This window comes from Paraplanobispora takensis (assembly GCF_016863195.1).
Lineage (GTDB): Bacteria > Actinomycetota > Actinomycetes > Streptosporangiales > Streptosporangiaceae > Planobispora > Planobispora takensis.
The window spans coordinates 49,289-66,351 of sequence record NZ_BOOK01000029.1 but is presented as its reverse complement, the minus strand read 5'-3'; the positions used below and the strand labels follow the sequence as shown (position 1 = coordinate 66,351).

Genomic DNA, 17,063 nt, shown 5'->3' with positions numbered 1-17,063 from the left:
GCGAACGATGGTGAATGTTGCCGTATGACGTTAGTCCAGGTAGCCGTACCCTTACTGCTGCGATGCTGACATTCCGTGCACTAGGACCGTTCCAGGCGCGCCACGGTGATGTGGTGCTCGACCTGGGCGGACAACGCCAGATGGCGGTGCTCGCCCGGCTTCTCGTAGCCAAGGGCCGCGCCGTCCCTGTGAGCGTGCTCATCGACGAGCTCTGGCCGGGCGAGCCGCCGGCCCAGGCGCTGTCCACCATCCAGGGTTACGTGTCGCGGCTGCGCCGCGCGCTGGAGCCGGGCCGCGCGCCCCGCGAGGAGGCCGAGGTGCTGGTCTCGGCCCCGCCCGGGTACGCGCTGCGCGCCGAGACCGGGCAGGTTGACGCCTGGCGGTTCGAGAACGCGGTCAAGACGGACGGCCCCCCGGCCGCCGTGTGGGAGCGCATGGAGGAGGCGCTCTCCCTGTGGCGGGGGCCCGCGCTGGCCGAGTTCTCCGACCTGTCGTGGGCGGTGACCGAGGCCGGGCGGCTGGAGGAGCTCCGGCTGACCGCGGTCGAGCGGCGCGCCGACGCGGGGCTGGCGCTGGGCCACTCGGCGGCCCTGGTCGCGGACCTGGAGGCGCACGTGTCGGCCCACCCCCTCAGGGAGGAGGGCTGGCGGCTGCTGGCCCTGACCCTGTACCGCGGGGGCCGGCAGGGCGACGCGCTGGGAGCGCTCCGACGCGCCAGGACGGTGGTCCGCGAGGAGCTGGGCCTCGACCTCGGCGCCGCACTCCAGCGCCTGGAGTCCGACATCCTGGCCCAGGCCCCCCACCTGGACCTGCCCGCGGGACATCCGGTCACCGCGGTCCCGGCCGAGACGCCCGCCGCGCCCGCGGCCTCCCCCGTGCCCGCTCCGGCCGGGCCGCCGCCGCTGCGTGTCGTCGTGGTCGACGACCAGGCGCTGGTGCGCACCGGTCTGCGGGTGGTGCTGGACAGCGAGCCGGGCTTCGAGCTCGCCGGCGAGGCGTGCGACGGCGAGCAGGCGATCGCGATGGTCCGCGAGACCCGTCCCGACGTGGTGCTCATGGACATCCAGATGCCGCGCCTGGACGGCCTGACCGCCGCGCGGCGGATCCTCGCCGACGAGGACCCGCCGAAGGTGATCATGATGACCACGTTCGGCACCGACGACAACCTCTACTCGGCGCTGCGGGCCGGGGTCAGCGGCTTCGTGCTCAAGACCTCCGCGCCCGAACAGCTCATCACCGCCATGCGCGCCGCGCAGGCCGGTGACGCGCTGATCGACCCGGCCGTCACCACCCGCCTCATCTCCGCCTTCGCCGGGCGCACCGACCCCGCGGCCCCGCCCGCGCTGGCCGGTCTCGGCGACACCGAGCTCGACCTGCTCAAGCTGGTCGCCCGCGGGCTCACCAACCGGCAGATCGCCGCCACCCTGGCGGTCCCCGAGCAGTCGGTGGCCCAGTCCGTGAACAAGCTCCTGGACCACCTCGGCCTGTTCGACCGCGCCCAGCTCGTCGTCGCGGCCTACGAGTCCGGCCTGGTCAACCCCGGCGACGTGAGCAGGTAACCGATGTTCGGGCAGGCGGGAGGAGACCGGCGCGCCGCTCCCGGCGGGCAGGCCGCGCAGGATGCGGCGGACGGACCCGGACCGGGCGCACAGAATGCGGCGGACGGACCCGGACCGGGGATACAGGACGCGTCCGAGGGTCCCGGGCGGCCGGGCGCGCGGACCGCGCAGAGCCCCGGGCACGGAGTGGACGCGGTGGACGGGCCCGCCGGCACCGGCGACTTCGACGGGCCGCGTCCCAGTGCGATGGCCGCCTTCCTCGCCTCGCCCCGGGGAGTCCTCGCCGCCGTGACGGCCCTGGCCTCCGCCGTACTCACCGTATGGGGGTTCGTCACCGGTCTCGGCCTGCCGCCCGCGTGGAACACCGGCGTCCCGGCCACTCCCGACACCGCGGCGGGCCTGACCTTCCCCCTGATCGGGATCTTCCTGCTGGCGCACGGCGCGCCCCGGATCACCGGCTGGCTGATGTGCGCCGGCGGGCTGGGGTGCGCGGTCAACGCCTTCGCGACGTCGGCGACGCTGGCGGCCGGGGCCGCGGGCGACATGGCCGCCTCGGGATATTTCCGCCTGCTGATGAGCGTGGGCTGGGGGATCGGCGGCATGCTGCTGGGCGTCATCATGCCGCTGTTCTCCCCCGACGGCCGCCTGCCGTCGCGGCGCTGGCGGCCGGTGCTGGCGCTGTCGATCTCCATGCTCGTCCTCCAGACCTGCTACCAGCTCCTCCTCCCCTCGCCGCCCCGGGAGCGGTCGCGCTGGCCCGAGCCGATCCCCAACCCGATCGGCGTCGAGGCGCTCGCCTTCCACGCCGGCACCGTGCAGGCGGTCATCCAGGCGATCCTCGTGGGGCTCGTCGTGGTGGCCGTGATCTCCCTGGTGATGCGCTTCCGCCGGGCCGACCCGGCCGGGCGGCGCCAGATCGCCTGGCCGATGTCCGCTTTCGCCGTCTACACCTTCTTCCTGATCGGTGGGACGGACTGGTGGCCGATGTCCACGCTGTGGACCGCCATCACCGCCGTCGCGATCGCCTTCGCCGCGCTGCGCTACCGGCTGTACGGCATCGACACCGTGGTCAGCCGCGCCTTCGTCGCCGCGGGGCTGGTCGCCGCGGTCAGCCTGGTCTACTTCGGCGCGGGCGCCGTGGCCGGGGTGTTCCTGTCCGGCTACGACCGGATCGGCGGCCTGGCCGCCGCGCTGGTCGCCGGGGTGTTCTTCCACCCGCTGCGCAACCGGCTGCGGCGCCTGGTCGACCGGCTCATGTACGGCACGCACGGCGACCCCGCCGTCCTGGCCGCCCGGCTGGCCCGGCAGGTCGGCGAGGCCGAGCCCGCGGGCGCGCTGGGCGCCGTCGCCGCGGTGATCCGCGACGGGCTCGGCGTCACCGGGGTCGCGGTCGAGGTGCGCGACCTGGCGAGCCGGCGGGTGGAGCTCGGCACGCTGGGGCCGGCGCCCCGGGTGGTCCGGCTGGTCTGGCACGGCGAGCCGGTCGGCCGGCTGCTGCTCGGCCCGCCGGGGCCGCGCAGGTTCGCCGCCGCCCACAACGACCGGCTGATCGCCGTGGTCACGCCGTACGTCGCCGACGTGGTGCACGCCGTACGGATGACCGCCGACCTGCAGCGCTCGCGCGAGCGCATCCTGACCGCCCGCGAGGAGGAGCGCCGCCGCCTGCGCCGTGACCTGCACGACGGCCTGGGCCACGCGCTGGCCGACATGGCCATGGCGATCAACATGGCCCGGATCAGCCTGCGCACCGCGCCCGCCTCGGCCGACCGGCTCCTGCTCGACCTGCGCGGCGGGATGGACGCGGTCGGCCAGGAGATCAGGGAGCTGGTGTACGGCCTGCGCCCGCCCACCCTGGACGAGCTCGGCCTGGCGGGAGCCGTACGGGGCCTGGCGGCCGAGGGCGGTCTCCCGGTCACGGTGGAGGCCGAGGGGGACCTGTCCGACCTGCCCGCGGCGGCCGAGGTGGCCGCCTACCGGATCGCGCAGGAGGCGCTCACCAACGTCCGCAAGCACGCGCGGGCTCACTCGGCGACGGTCTCGCTGCGGCGAGAGGAGCGCCTGCTCGCGATCCGGATCACCGACGACGGGCGGGGGCTGCCCGAGGAGGCCCGCTCCGGCATCGGCCTGATCTCGATGCGCGAGCGCGCCACCGAGCTGGGCGGGACGTGCGTGATCGCGCCGGCTCCCGGCGGCGGCACGGTCGTGGAGGCCGTTCTGCCGGTCACCCGCTGACCCCGGCCCTGCTTCCGGCCCCGGCTCCGGCGCCTCTCCGCCGTCCCAGGTTTCGGTTGGGACAATTCCCGGACGATCGGTGAACCTTTCTTCCCTTCCAGGGTTCTAACCACCGATATCTACCGTTGATGAGGAGATCGTCCGTGAAGTACTGGGCTCTGGCCGCCGGCGCCGCACTCGCCGTGACCACCGCCGCCGTTCCGGCACAGGCCGCCGCCCCGGCGCCGCTGACCGGCAAGGGCGTCTACCTCAGCTATGGCAATGACATGCGGGTGTTCTCCGGCGGCCGCACGCTGTGGACGGCGCGCGGCGCCTCGCTCACCGGGCAGTTCTCCGCCTCCCCCGACGGCAGGAAGGTCGCCTGGATCGACGGCAAGGGCCGGCTGCACGTCTCCGGCCTCGACGGCGGCAAGGCCACCGACAAGATCGTCGCCAAGGGCGCGGCCGCCGGGGGCCCGTGTATGACCCCCGCCTGGTCGGCCGACTCCAGGCGGATCGCCTTCCCGCTGGCCGGCTCGGCCGAGCGCACGGCCGTCGCCGTGGTCGGCGCCGGGGGCAAGGGACTGGGCAGGCTCGGCACGACCCTGGGCCCCTGCCACCTGACCTGGTCGGCCGACGGCCGCACCCTGGCCGGATACGCCGGTGACACCGTGGGCGTCCACCTGCTGGACACCGGCTCGCGCGTCTCCAGGAAGGCGCCCGGCGTCAAGCTCGCCAACCACGTGGAGAGCCTGTCCCCCGACGGCCGCCGCGTCGTGGTCAACGCGATCGGCGCGAACGCGGACGCCGGGGACGGCTCCTGGCCGCTGTCCTTCACCCCGTCGGTCTACGACACGACGACCGGCAAGAAGATCGCCGTCCCCGTCAGGGGCAGGCTGCTGGGCGCCCGCTATCTGAAGGACGGCCGCCTGGTGGTCCGCGTCGCGGGCTCGCCCGCCAACACGCTGGTGGTGCTCAGCCCTTCGGGCGAGCGGCTGCAGAGCCTGAGCGAGAAGGCCGCCGACCGCGGGCGCGGGCTGCTGCAGATCATCGGCTGACCCCGGCCGTTCCCCGGCCGGGCGTGCGAGGTCTCCCCGGCCGGGCGTGCGGCGCCCTCTCGGGCGGGGGCGGCCGTAGGTCTCCCACCCGCAGCCGCCTGGGACGGAGCGCCGTGGATACGGGTGGATATGATCCGCGCGGGAGGGGAGGAACCCCTGCGGATACCGTCCGGGGCTCTGAAGGGGGAAACCCATGTGGTGGCGTGAGGCCGTCATCTACCAGGTGTACCTGCGCTCGTTCAGCGACGCCGACGGCGACGGCGTCGGCGACCTGGACGGGCTGCGGGCCCGGCTGGACTATCTGACCTCGCTGGGCGTCGACGGGATCTGGCTCAACCCGTGCTATCCCTCCCCCGGCGCCGACCACGGCTACGACGTGGCCGACTACACCGACATCGACGCCCGCTACGGCGGCCTGGCGGCCTTCGACCGGCTGCTGTCCGACGCCCACGAGCGCGGTCTGAAGGTGTTCATGGACCTGGTGCCCAACCACTGCTCGGTCGAGCATCCCTGGTTCCGGCAGGCCCTGGCCGGCGACCCGGCCGCGCGGGAGCGGTTCGTCTTCCGGCCCGGCCGCGGCGACGAGCCGCCCAACAACTGGCAGTCGGTCTTCGGCGGCCCGGCCTGGACCCGGGTGGACGACCAGTGGTACCTGCACAGCTTCGACCCCGGCCAGCCCGACTTCAACTGGCGCAACCCCGAGGTGGGCGACTACTTCGAGGACGTGCTGCGCTTCTGGTTCGACCGGGGCGTGGACGGCTTCCGCATCGACGTGGTCCACATGCTGTTCAAGCACCCCGACCTGCCCGACTGGCCGCACCATCCCGAGTACAACATCCTCGCCCAGAACCAGCCCGAGGTGCACGAGGTGCTGCGCCGCTGGCGCAAGCTCGCCGACGCCTGCGGCCGCACACTCGTCGGGGAGATCTGGGTGCCGACGGTGGGCGACCTGGCGCTCTATCTGCGGCCCGACGAGCTCCAGCAGGCGTTCTACTTCGACCTGCTCGTCTGCCCGTGGGAGGCCGCCCGCTTCCGCGCCTCCATCGACCGGGGGCTGCAGGAGATCGTATCCACCGGGGCCGTGATCACCTGGACGCTCGCCAACCACGACGTCCACCGGGCGGTGAGCCGCTTCGGCCTGGTCACCCGCACCGGCGGCCCGGACACCCGCCCGCGCGGCGTCGTGGACGTGGAACTGGGCGTGCGGCGGGCCCGCGCCGCGGCGCTGCTGGTACTGGCGCTGCCCGGCTCGGTCTACCTGTACCAGGGCGAGGAGATCGGTCTTCCCGAGGTGCTCGACCTGCCCGACGAGGCCCGGCAGGACCCCACCTGGTTCCGCTCCGGAGGGACCGAGCACGGCCGTGACGGCTGCCGGGTCCCACTGCCCTGGACCGCGCAGGGACCGTCGTTCGGCTTCTCCTGCGCGCAGGAGACCTGGCTGCCCCAGCCCTCCTGGTTCGGCGAATTCGCCGTCGAGGAGCAGATCGAGCGGGACGGCTCGACCTGGCGCCTGCACCGCGACGCCCTGCTGGCGCGCCCGGGCTTCGAGGGCCCGCTGGAGTGGCTGCCCACCGGCCGCGAGGACGTCCTGGCCTTCCGGCGCGGCGGCATGGTCTGCGTGACCGTCTTCGGCGACGAGCCGTACCGGACCGGCCGGGGCGTGCCGGTGCTCGCCTCCGAGGACGCGCCTCCCGGGACGGTGGCCGGCGGCGGCACGGCCTGGTTCCGCGAGTGACGCCCCGTTCCCCCGGGTAAGGGACGCCTTTCCCCGGGATCACCCCGGACCCGTCCGAGGCACGAGAACTAAGGTGAGAGCGTGGCTCAACTGCGAATCGCCCTTGCACAGACCAATCCCGCGGTCGGCGACCTGGCGGCCAACACCGCCAAGCTCGTCGAGTGGACCCGGCAGGCCGCCGACCGCGGCGCGCATCTGGCGGTCTTCACCGAGATGTTCCTCACCGGCTACCCGGTGGAGGACCTGGTACTGCGTTCCTCGTTCGTGGAAGCCTCGATCGCGGCGGTCGAGGCCGCGGCCCGGCGCCTGGCCGAGGAGGGGCTCGGCGAGATCCCGGTGGTCGTCGGATACGTCGACCGCGCCCGGCTGGCCCCCCGGGTCGGGCAGCCCAAGGGCGCCCCGCTCGACGCGGCGGCGCTGCTGCACCGGGGGCGGGTGGTCGCCAAGACCGCCAAGCACCACCTGCCGAACTACGGCGTCTTCGACGAGTACCGCTACTTCGTGCGCGGCGACCGGATGCCGGTCTTCCGGCTGCACGGAGTGGACGTGGCCATCGCGGTCTGCGAGGACCTGTGGCAGGACGGCGGCCCGGTCGCGGTGGCGGCCGAGGCCGGGGCCGGGCTGCTGGTGGTGCCGAACGCCTCGCCGTACGAACGGGGCAAGGACGACGCGCGCCTGGAGCTGGTCTCCCGGCGGGCCCGGGAGGCGGGCTGCGTCCTCGCCTACGCCAACCAGGTCGGCGGTCAGGACGAGCTGGTCTTCGACGGCGACTCGATCATCGTCTCCGCCTCGGGCGAGCTGATCGCGCGGGCCGCGCAGTTCACCGAGGAACTGCTGGTGGCGGATCTGGAGCTGCCCGAGGCCCGCCACGGGGGCGCCGCCGCCTCCGAGGTGGACGCCGGGGACGGCACCGTCATCACGGTGGAGCGGGTGGAGCTGTCGTCGAGCCCGCTGGAGCCGTACGACCCGCAGCCCCCGGCCGTCGCCGCGCACCTCGACGACACCGCCGAGGTCTACTCCGCCCTGGTCCTGTCGGTGCGCGACTACGTGGCCAAGAACGGCTTCCAGTCGGTCATCCTGGGCCTGTCCGGCGGCATCGACTCGGCGCTGACCGCCACCATCGCCTCCGACGCGATCGGCCCCGACCGCGTCCACGTGGTGCTGATGCCCTCGCAGTACTCCTCCGAGCACTCCCTGGGCGACGCCAACGAGCTGGTCGCGCGGCAGGGGGTGAAGGCCAGGATCGTCCCGATCAGCGACATCGTGACGGCCTTCGACAAGGAGCTGGCGCTGACCGGCCTGGCCGCGGAGAACCTCCAGGCGCGGGTGCGCGGCACCATCCTGATGGGCCTGTCCAACCAGCACGGCCACCTCGTCCTGACCACCGGCAACAAGAGCGAGCTGGCCACCGGCTACTCCACGCTCTACGGCGACTCCGCGGGCGGTTTCGCCCCGATCAAGGACGTCCCGAAGACCCTGGTCTGGAAGCTGTCGCGCTGGCGCAACGAGCAGGTCGGCGTCTCCGGCCCGTTCCTGTACGACTTCCCGGCGCCGCCGATCCCGGAGAACTCCATCGAGAAGGAGCCCAGCGCCGAGCTGCGCCCCGACCAGCGCGACACCGACTCCCTGCCGGAGTACGACGTGCTGGACCGTCTCCTGGACGACTACGTGGAGAAGGACATGGGCTCGGCCGAGCTCATCGCCGCGGGCCACGACCCCGAGCTGGTCGCCCGGATCATCCGCCTGGTCGACGTGGCCGAGTACAAGCGCCGCCAGTATCCCCCGGGCCCCAAGATCACGCCCAAGAACTTCGGCCGCGACCGCCGCCTGCCCATCACCAACCGGTGGCGCGAGAACCCGTCCTGACCACCGTCGCGGGGGCGCGCCGTTGCGCGCCCCCGCGCGGGGCCGGATGGTGGAGGGGCGGAGCCGGCCGGCCTGTTGAAGGTGATCGATCGATGACAGCGGATCCGCCCGGCGCGATCTGGCGGAGGTCCTCCCTGAGCGCCACCGGCGACTGCGTCGAACTCGGCGAGTTCGACGCCTGACCCGGCGGGCGTCGGCCGGAGAGACCTCAGCGGGGGACCAGACCGGCCATGATGTGGTCGGCGAGGCGCTCGGCGACGTTCTCCGACAGCTGCCCGCCCTCGCCGAAGCCGGCCGACTTGACGTACCACATCACCGTGCCGACCACCATCGCCATCGCGATCGGCAGGTCGAGGTCGGCCCGCAGCTCGCCCGTCTCGACGCCGCGGCGCAGCAGGGCCGCCAGCGCCTCCTGACGCGGCTTGATCGTCACCTGGCGGATGCGCTCGACCAGGCGGGGGTCGCGATCGTAGCCGTTCATCGCGATGTTCATCACGCATCGGCTGCGCACATCGCGCGCCTCCCGCTGCATGATCTCCAGGTAGGTGACCAGCCAGTCGCGGAACGGCCCTTCCTCCAGCGGGGGCAGAGGCGACTTCAGCACGGCGAGGGCGTCGACGACCAGATCCTCCTTGCTGGACCAGCGCCGGTAGATCGTGGTCTTGCCCACCCCCGCGCGGGCGGCGATGGCCTCGATCGACAGCTCGGCGAGACTGGTGCTCTCACCGATCAGGTCGAGGGTCGCCTCGATGATCGCCTTCTCCGCCTTGGCGCTGCGGGGGCGGCCCGCCGGGCGGCCCGCCCGAGTCCCGTCCGTGCCCGTCGTCTCGTCCGTGCTCGTCATAGCGGACCTACACTACCGCCGGTTCCTTGTCCTGATCCCGGTCCGGCGCCGCGGGGGCCTGGGCACCCTTGCCGGGCAGCCACCGGGCCACCATCAGGGCCCCCAGCAGGGCGATCCCGGCCGCGACCAGGGCGGTGATGTGCACACCGTCCATGAAGGCCCGCACCGCGGGCGTCACCAGCGCGGCGCCGCGCTCGCCGAGGCTCCCGGCCACGGCCATCGTGGCGGGCAGGGACTCGCCCGCCGCGTGCCGCAGGTTCTCCGGCAGGGCGGCCAGCGCCGGGGAGACCCCGTCGCGGTAGGCCGCCGAGAGCACCGAGCCGAGCAGCGCCACGCCGAGCGCGCCGGCCACCTGGCGGACGGTGTTGCTCATGGCCGAGCCGACCCCGGCCTTCTCCCGGGGCAGCGACTCCATGATCGCGGTGGTGGCGGGCGGCATGATGTTGGCCATCGCGGCGCCCTGGATGAAGAAGATGACCTCGATCACCACGATCGGGGTGTCGGTGCTCAGCAGCGCGTAGGAGGCCAGCGCGCCGGCCACGATCACCATGCTCACGGTGGCGGTCAGCCTGCCGCCGAAGCGCCCGGCCATCTGCTGGCTGAGCGGGGCGAAGATGAGCTGGGCCACCGCGAACGGGATCATCAGGGCCCCGGCCTGCAGCGGGCTGAAGTCCCGCACGATCTGCAGGTAGAAGACCAGGAAGAACATCGCGCCCATCATCGCGAAGAACACGATGCCGATCATGCCGATCGCGGTGGAGAACCGGGCGTCGCGGAAGTAGGTGACGTCGAAGGCCGGGTGGTCGATGCGGCGCTCCCACCAGACGAAGGCGCCCAGCACCGCCAGGCCCGCGATCGTCGGCAGGAGCACCTCGGCGCTGGCGACCGTGGCCAGCTCACCGCCGCGGATGATGCCGTAGGTGAGGGCGACGAGACCCACGATGGACAGCAGCACGCCCACCGGGTCGAGCTTGGACGGCCTGGGGTCGCGCGACTCGGGGACGACCGTTCCGATGAGCACCATGCTCACCAGCACGATCGGCACGTTGACCAGGAAGACCGAGCCCCACCAGAAGTGCTCCAGGAGCAGGCCGCCGGTGATGGGGCCGATGGCCACGGCCAGGCCCACGCCGGCCGCCCAGATGCCGATCGCCTTGCCGCGCTCCTGCGGCGGGAAGACGTTGGAGATGATCGCCAGCGTGGCCGGCATGATGGCGGCGCCGCCGATCCCCATGAACGCCCGGGCGGCGATCAGCTGCGCCGGGTCCTGGGCGTAGGCGCTGGCCAGCGAGGCCAGGCCGAACAGGATCATGCCGATCATCAGCATCCGCTTGCGGCCGGTCCGGTCGCCGATCACTCCGAAGGTGAACAGCAACCCGGCGAAGACCAGCGTGTAGGAGTTGATCGCCCACTCGAGCTGGCTCTGGGTCGCGCCCAGGCCCTCCTGCGGGTCGGCGATCGTCTTCAGCGCGACGTTGAGGATGGTGTTGTCCAGGACGACCACCAGGAGGCTGAAGACCAGCACTCCCAGGATCTGCCACCGCCGTGGATGGCCGAGCTGCGGTTCCATGAAGACCCCGTTTTTCGATACGGCAAAGTTTCGCAACGCGAGCGTATCGCTATATCTTCCGATACGCAACGGGCCCGTTTCGTATTAACCGATTGTTCACCCGGACCCTCCTACCCCGCACCGGGGAGGCGAGACGGCCTGGAGGGGATCAGACGGTCTGGAAGCCCTTGGCGTCTTCCTGTACGGCCCGCCCCCGCTGCTCGGCCTTGCGCCAGAACGGCAGCGCGATCAGCACCATGACCACGCCGACCAGCCCGGCGACGGCGAACGCCCAGCCGGGGCCGGCACTGTCGATGATCGCTCCGGCGACCGGCGACGCGACCGCGCCACCGATCAGCAGGGCCGTACCGTGCAGGCCCATGGCCTCACCCCTGGCCCCGGCGGGAACCCAGCGGCTCACCGCCTCCACCGTGGAGGAGAGTCCGGGGGCGCACAGCACGCCGGCCGGCACCAGGGCCAGCACCAGCCACCACCAGTGGCCGCCGACCAGCCCGACCGGGACGGTGAGCAGGCCCATGCCTCCGATCAGGACCAGCGGGGAGAACCCGCGCGGCAGCCCGCCGTACACGAAACCGCCGACCAGCGAGTAGAAGCACCACACCCCGATCGCCAGGCCGATCCAGGCCGTGTCACCGGCGCGCTCCACCTCCGCCACCAGGGAGAGCTCGCTGGCGGTGAGGATGAAGGTCGCCGCCGAGGTCGTGCCGAGCAGGGCGACCAGCCCGGGGGTCAGCCACCGGCCCCGCGGGACCTTCTCCACCGCCTCCTCCTTCTCCTCGGCGGAGCGGGTGGGCGGGTTCAGCAGGATCAGCGTCACGGCGGAACCGGTCAGACCGGCCGCGACGAGGCACATCGTCCACGTGCTGCCGAGCATCGCCGTACCGGCCGCGGCGAACGCGGGCCCGGACATGTAGGACAGCTCGACCAGCACCGAGTCGAGGGAGAAACCGGTCCTGCGCTGCTCCACCGGGACCATGGCGGCCAGGCACTGCCGGATCACGCTGAACACCGGCAGCGCCAGCAGACCCGCGACCACCGAGGCGACGACCAGCACGGGGTACGGCAGCGCCCAGGCGGAGACCCAGAAGGCCAGTTGCGCGGCGCCGGTCACCGACAGCACCGGCCGGAGGCCGTACCGGTCGACGAACCTCCCGGCCAGCGGCGAGCCGACGGCCATGCCCACCGTGGTCGCGGTGCCGACCGCGCCCGCCTCGAACCAGCCCATGCCCAGACCCCTGATGTGCAACGTCAGCGTGAGGCCGACTGCGGTGGACGGGATCCGTGCGATCAGTCCGACGATCAGCAGCGTCCGGACACCCGGAAGGGCCAACAGGCGACGGTAAGGTTCGATAGCCATCTTTATTGCTTACCTCCCCCCGTATTGTGGCGTACGCCTCCGACACTCCCGCCACCGGATTACCGGGGCGCCCGGGGGTGTTTAACCAGACGAACGCATGCCATCATCAGAAACGTCCGGGGACGCCACAGGGGCGCCTCGAGACTCTGGAGGGTTCTCATGTCCTCTTCCGTAACCAGCCGGCCGACCGCGCTCTACGGCGGCCAGGCGGGGCGAAGGGTCACCGTCCGCGACGTCGCCGCCGCCAAGGAGCGCGGTGAGAGGTGGCCGATGGTCACCGCCTACGACGCGATGACCGCCCGGATCTTCGACGAGGCCGGCATCCCGGTGCTGCTCGTCGGCGACTCGGCCGCCATGGTGGTCTACGGCTACGACTCCACGCTTCCGGTCTCGGTCGACGACCTCATGCCGCTGACCGCGGCCGTGGTCCGGGGCTCCTCGCGCGCGATGGTGGTGGCCGACCTGCCGTTCGGCTCCTACCAGGCCTCCCCCCAGCAGGCGCTGGAGACGGCCGTGCGGTTCATGAAGGAGGCGGGCGCCCACGCGGTCAAGCTGGAGGGCGGGCGCCGGGTGCTCCCCCAGGTCGAGGCGCTGGTCTCGGCCGGCATCCCGGTCATGGCCCACCTCGGCCTGACCCCCCAGTCGGTCAACGTCTTCGGCGGCTACCGGGTCCAGGGCCGCGGCCAGTCCGGTGACGAGCTGATGGCCGACGCCAAGGACCTCGAGGCCGCCGGCGCCTTCTCGGTCGTCCTGGAGTGCGTGCCGGCCGAACTGGCCGAGCGGGTCACGACCTCCCTGTCGATCCCGACGATCGGCATCGGCGCCGGTCCGTCCACCGATGCCCAGGTCCTCGTCTGGCAGGACCTCATGGGCCTCACCGAGCGCCCGGCCAAGTTCGTCAAGAAGTACTTCAACCTGGCCGAGGAGATGGACCAGGCCGTCCGCGCCTTCGCCGACGAGGTGACCGCGGGCGCCTTCCCCACCCCCGAGCACACCTACCACTGACCCACCCGCTCCGGCGCCGGTACGGCGGGCACCCTGACATCGCCCGCCTTCACCGGCGCCGTACGGTGGGCACACGCCACACCCGCCCACCGGCCTCATCCCCACCGGCGGCGGTACGGTGCACGGACGTTCCCGGCGCCGCCGTACGACGAGGCGGATCAGGCCAGGGTGGCGGGGTCGGTGTTGGAGCCGCAGACGATGACGGCCACGCGCTCCCCGGGTGCCGGGGTGTAGGCGCCGCAGCGCAGGGCGGCGAAGGCGGCGGCTCCGGCGTGCTCGGCCGCGACGTGGCAGGAGCGCCACAGCTCCCGGCGGGCCTCGATGATCGCCTCGTCGGGGACGAGGACGCTCTCGACCCCGGCGGCGGCGGTGACCTCGTAGGCGATCCGGCCGATCCGGCTGGCCCCGAGCGCGTCGGCGCCCACCCCGCTCACCTCGACCAGGACCGGTCCTCCGGCCGCCAGCGCCCGGTTCAGGGTGGGGATCAGCTCCGGTTCCACGGCGACCACCCGGGCCCGGCCCGCCACGGCCGCCGTGATCCCGGCGATCAGCCCGCCGCCGCCCACCGCGACCAGGACCGTGTCCACTCCCCCGGTCTGCTCCAGCGTCTCCAGGCCCACCGTCCCCTGTCCGGCGACCACGTCGGACTGGTCGTAGGCGTGGACCTCCAGGGCCCCCGTCTCCGCGGCCCGCTTGGCCGAGGCCTCGTACGCCTCGGCGTAGATCGATCCGACCTGGTTCACCTCGGCCCCCAGCGCCCGCAGCCCGGCGACCTTCACCGGGCTGGCCACCGTGGGCACGAAGATCTCCGCCCGCACGCCGAGCGCCCGCGCGACGTAGGCCACCGCCAGGCCGTGGTTGCCGCCGCTGGCCGCGATCAGCCCGGCCTCGGGCAGCTCACCGGCCTCCCGCGCGGCCAGCGCGCGGTTGAACCCGCCCCTGACCTTGAACGACCCGGAGTGCTGCATCGCCTCCAGCTTCAGGAAGAGCCCCGGGGAGAGCTCCAGCACCGGCGTCCGGCGGGCACGTCCCGCGATCCGCTCCGCCGCCCGCTCCACGTCCCCGATCGACACGCTCACCCGTGACTCCTCTCGGCTCGGAAAGACACTCGGAAAGACACGAAGTTCCCACTCTAACGATCGGCCGCCGGGCGCCGGGAGAGCGATGTCAGAGGGGTGTCACGAGAGCGCCTGGGCGAAGTCCGCCCACAGGTCCTCCACGTGCTCGATGCCGACCGCGACCCGGACGGTCCCCTCCTCGATCCCGTGCCGGGCGAGCTCCTCGGCGTTCAGCGACTTGTGCGAGGTGGTCGACGGCTGCATGACGAGCGTCTCGACACCGCCGAGCGAGGGGGCCAGCAGCGCCAGCCGTACCGAGCTCATGAACTTCTCCCCCGCCTCGCGCCCGCCGACCAGGTCGAAGGAGAAGACCCCGCCGAAGCCCGGCAGCAGCTTGCCCGCCAGCGCGTACGAGCGGTGGGAGGGCAGGCCCGGCCAGTGCACGACCGAGACCGCCGGGTGGGCGTCGAGCCGCAGGGCCAGCTCGTGGGCGTTGGCGCAGTGGCGCTCCATGCGCAGCGGCAGAGTCTGGATGCCGCGCAGGGTCAGCCAGGAGGCGAACGGGTCGGCGGTCGCCCCCAGGTTGGTGGAGAACTTCCAGACCTTGCGGTACAGCTCGTCGTCGGCGAAGACCGCGATGCCGCCGAGCACGTCGGCGTGGCCGCTCAGGTACTTGGTCGTGGAGTGGACCACGACGTCGGCGCCGTGCTCCAGCGGGCGGCACAGGATCGGCGAGGCGAAGGTGTTGTCCACCACCGAGATCAGCCCGGCCTCGCGGGCCACGCCGCACATCCCGGGCAGGTCGGCCACCTGCGTCACCGGGTTGGCGATCGTCTCCAGATAGACCAGCTTCGTGGACGGCCGGATCGCCTCGCGCAGCGCCTGCGGGTCGTCCTCGGGCACGTAGGTGACCTCGATCCCGAACCGCTCCACCAGGTCGCCGATCACCGAGGCGGTGCCGCCGTAGATGGCGTTCTGGGAGATCAGGTGGTCGCCGGGCCGCAGCAGCGCAAGGAGGACGGAGTTGATCGCCCCCATGCCGGAGGCGGTGGCCACGGCGGCGACGCCGCCCTCCAGACCCGCCACGGCCTCCTCCAGCGCGCGGACCGTGGGGTTGGACAGACGGCCGTAGACGAACGCCCCGTCGGGACGCTTCATGCCGTCGGCGAAGACGGCCGGGTCATCGAACACGAAGCCGGAGGTCTGGTAGAGCGGCGTCGCGATCGGGCGGCTGCCGTTCAGCGGCGGCTGGGGAAGGTGGACGGTCCGGGTCTCGGGTCGAAGATCAGTCATGTGACAAGGGTGTCCGTTCAACGTGGTGCCGGTCAGAGCCAATCGGGCAGGATTGGCTCATCATGCGAACCAATTTAGACGAGCTGACGGTACGGCTCGGCCGCTGGTCCTCCGGAAGGGGCCCGCTGTACCTGCTGCTCGCCATGCGGATCCGCGCCCTGATCGACGACGGCGAACTCTCCCCCGGCAGCCCGCTGCCGCCCGAGCGGGTCCTGGCCCGCAGGCTCGCGGTCGGCCGGGGCACCGTGGTCGCGGCCTACGACCAGCTCCAGCAGGAGGGCAAGGTGGTGCGCAGGCAGGGCAGCGGCACCCGGGTCGCCGCCGCCGCGCTGCCCGCCACCCGCACGCCGGCCGGCACGGCGGCCAACCCCCTGCTCCTGCACCTGCTGGACCTGCCGGACGACGTCGTCCTGCTGTCCTGCGTCGCCCCCGACGAGCCGCCGCCCGCCCTGGTCGAGGCCTACACCGAGGCCACCGCCGATCTCGCGGAGATCAGGCACGACATCGGCTATCACCCGGCCGGGCACCCGGTGCTGCGCGAGGCGCTGGCCGCCTACTACCGGGCGCGCGGGGTGCCCACCTCCCCCGGTGAGATCCTGGTCACCAACGGCGCGCAGCAGGCGCTGACGCTGCTGGCGAGCGTGTTCCTGTCCCCGGGCGACACCGTGCTGACCGAGGCGCCCACCTACCCCGGCGCGCTGGAGCCCTTCCGGGAGGCCGCCGCCCGGTTCCGCACCGCCTCGGACGCGGCGGAGTTCGGCGCGGCGCTGGCCGAGCGCCCCGCCCTCGGCTATCTGATCCCGACCGGGCACAACCCGACCGGTTCGGTGATGCCCGCGCTGGTCCGGCGCCACCTGGCCGCACTCGCCGCAGAGCACGACGTCCCCGTCATCGACGACGAGGTCCCGGCCGAGCTGTGCTTCTCCGGTGAGCCGCCCGCCCCGCTGTGCGCCTTCCACCCGGGCGAGCAGCTCATCACCGTCGGCTCGCTGAGCAAGATCGTCTGGGGTGGCCTGCGGGTCGGCTGGATCCGCGCGGCCCCACCGGCGATCTCCCGCCTCGCCCGCCTGCGGGCCATCCACGATCTGGGCGGCGACGTGCTGTCCCAGCTGGCCGCCGCCCGGCTGCTGGCCCGGATCGGCGAGCTGCGCCGCGAGCGCACCGCGGTGCTGCGGCGGCGCCACGACCACCTGCTGGCCGAGCTGGCCCGCGCGCTGCCCGCCTGGCGGGTCGAGCCCGCACTCGGCGGCCAGACCGTCTGGGTACGGCTGCCGCACGGCGACGCCGACGCCTTCGCCCAGGTGGCGCTGCGCCACCGGGTCGCGATCCCGCCGGGGCGGTCGTTCGACCCCTCCGGCGGGCACGGCGACTTCCTGCGGCTGCCGTTCCTGTTCCCCGAGCCCGAGCTGAGCGCGGCCGTCGGGCTGCTGGCCGCCGCCTGGCACGAGTACGACGGCAGCGGCCGGTCCCGGGCCCTGCAGCCGCTGGTGCTGTGAGGATCGGCGAC

The 17,063-nt window shown here is 73.0% G+C and carries 12 protein-coding genes; 7 read left to right on the top strand and 5 right to left on the bottom strand.

Features of this window, described 5'->3' with window-relative positions; all coding sequences use genetic code 11:
• The first annotated feature begins 62 nt into the window (after window positions 1–62).
• From Pta02_RS42190 to Pta02_RS19155, 5 genes are all read left to right on the top strand, one after another.
• On the top strand, window positions 63–1,559 hold the full coding sequence (locus Pta02_RS42190; RefSeq protein WP_203876233.1) for a BTAD domain-containing putative transcriptional regulator: 1,497 nt from the start codon (window positions 63–65) through the stop codon (window positions 1,557–1,559).
• A 195-nt stretch (window positions 1,560–1,754) separates the two neighbouring features.
• Window positions 1,755–3,791: a sensor histidine kinase gene (locus Pta02_RS19170; RefSeq protein ID WP_239130926.1), complete on the top strand. Its 2,037-nt coding sequence runs from the start codon at window positions 1,755–1,757 to the stop codon at window positions 3,789–3,791.
• Between the two features lie 143 nt (window positions 3,792–3,934).
• Window positions 3,935–4,828, top strand: a complete 894-nt coding sequence (locus Pta02_RS19165) for a TolB-like translocation protein (RefSeq protein WP_203876232.1) — start codon at window positions 3,935–3,937, stop codon at window positions 4,826–4,828.
• Between the two features lie 193 nt (window positions 4,829–5,021).
• On the top strand, window positions 5,022–6,563 hold the full coding sequence (locus Pta02_RS19160) for a glycoside hydrolase family 13 protein (protein WP_203876231.1): 1,542 nt from the start codon (window positions 5,022–5,024) through the stop codon (window positions 6,561–6,563).
• A gap of 81 nt (window positions 6,564–6,644) precedes the next feature.
• The gene (locus Pta02_RS19155; protein WP_203876230.1) at window positions 6,645–8,429 is read left to right on the top strand and encodes an NAD+ synthase; all 1,785 of its coding nucleotides are present in this window, start codon (window positions 6,645–6,647) and stop codon (window positions 8,427–8,429) included.
• Window positions 8,430–8,637: 208 nt separating this feature from the next.
• On the opposite strand, the gene Pta02_RS19150 is transcribed toward Pta02_RS19155, so the two are convergent.
• From Pta02_RS19150 to Pta02_RS19140, 3 genes are all read right to left on the bottom strand, one after another.
• On the bottom strand, window positions 8,638–9,273 hold the full coding sequence (locus Pta02_RS19150; protein ID WP_203876229.1) for a TetR/AcrR family transcriptional regulator: 636 nt from the start codon (window positions 9,271–9,273) through the stop codon (window positions 8,638–8,640).
• Between the two features lie 7 nt (window positions 9,274–9,280).
• A complete protein-coding gene (locus Pta02_RS19145; protein ID WP_203876228.1) occupies window positions 9,281–10,843 on the bottom strand; it encodes an MFS transporter in 1,563 nt (520 codons plus the stop codon).
• Between the two features lie 148 nt (window positions 10,844–10,991).
• The gene (locus Pta02_RS19140) at window positions 10,992–12,173 is read right to left on the bottom strand and encodes an MFS transporter (RefSeq protein WP_239130924.1); all 1,182 of its coding nucleotides are present in this window, start codon (window positions 12,171–12,173) and stop codon (window positions 10,992–10,994) included.
• A 186-nt stretch (window positions 12,174–12,359) separates the two neighbouring features.
• Between Pta02_RS19140 and panB the strand changes: the two genes are divergently transcribed.
• Window positions 12,360–13,205 (top strand): 3-methyl-2-oxobutanoate hydroxymethyltransferase, encoded by an 846-nt coding sequence (panB, locus tag Pta02_RS19135; protein ID WP_203876226.1) that lies wholly within the window; start codon window positions 12,360–12,362, stop codon window positions 13,203–13,205.
• Between the two features lie 158 nt (window positions 13,206–13,363).
• Here panB and Pta02_RS19130 read toward each other — a convergent pair whose 3' ends face one another.
• Entirely contained in the window at window positions 13,364–14,284 is a 921-nt protein-coding gene (locus tag Pta02_RS19130; RefSeq protein ID WP_203876225.1) for a threonine/serine dehydratase, read from the bottom strand.
• A 99-nt stretch (window positions 14,285–14,383) separates the two neighbouring features.
• On the bottom strand, window positions 14,384–15,556 hold the full coding sequence (locus Pta02_RS19125; protein ID WP_203876224.1) for a trans-sulfuration enzyme family protein: 1,173 nt from the start codon (window positions 15,554–15,556) through the stop codon (window positions 14,384–14,386).
• A 62-nt stretch (window positions 15,557–15,618) separates the two neighbouring features.
• Here Pta02_RS19125 and Pta02_RS19120 point away from each other — a divergent pair, with 62 nt between their 5' ends.
• Window positions 15,619–17,052, top strand: coding sequence for an aminotransferase-like domain-containing protein (locus Pta02_RS19120; RefSeq protein WP_203876223.1), 1,434 nt, complete (start codon window positions 15,619–15,621; stop codon window positions 17,050–17,052).
• Window positions 17,053–17,063: the final 11 nt, after the last annotated feature.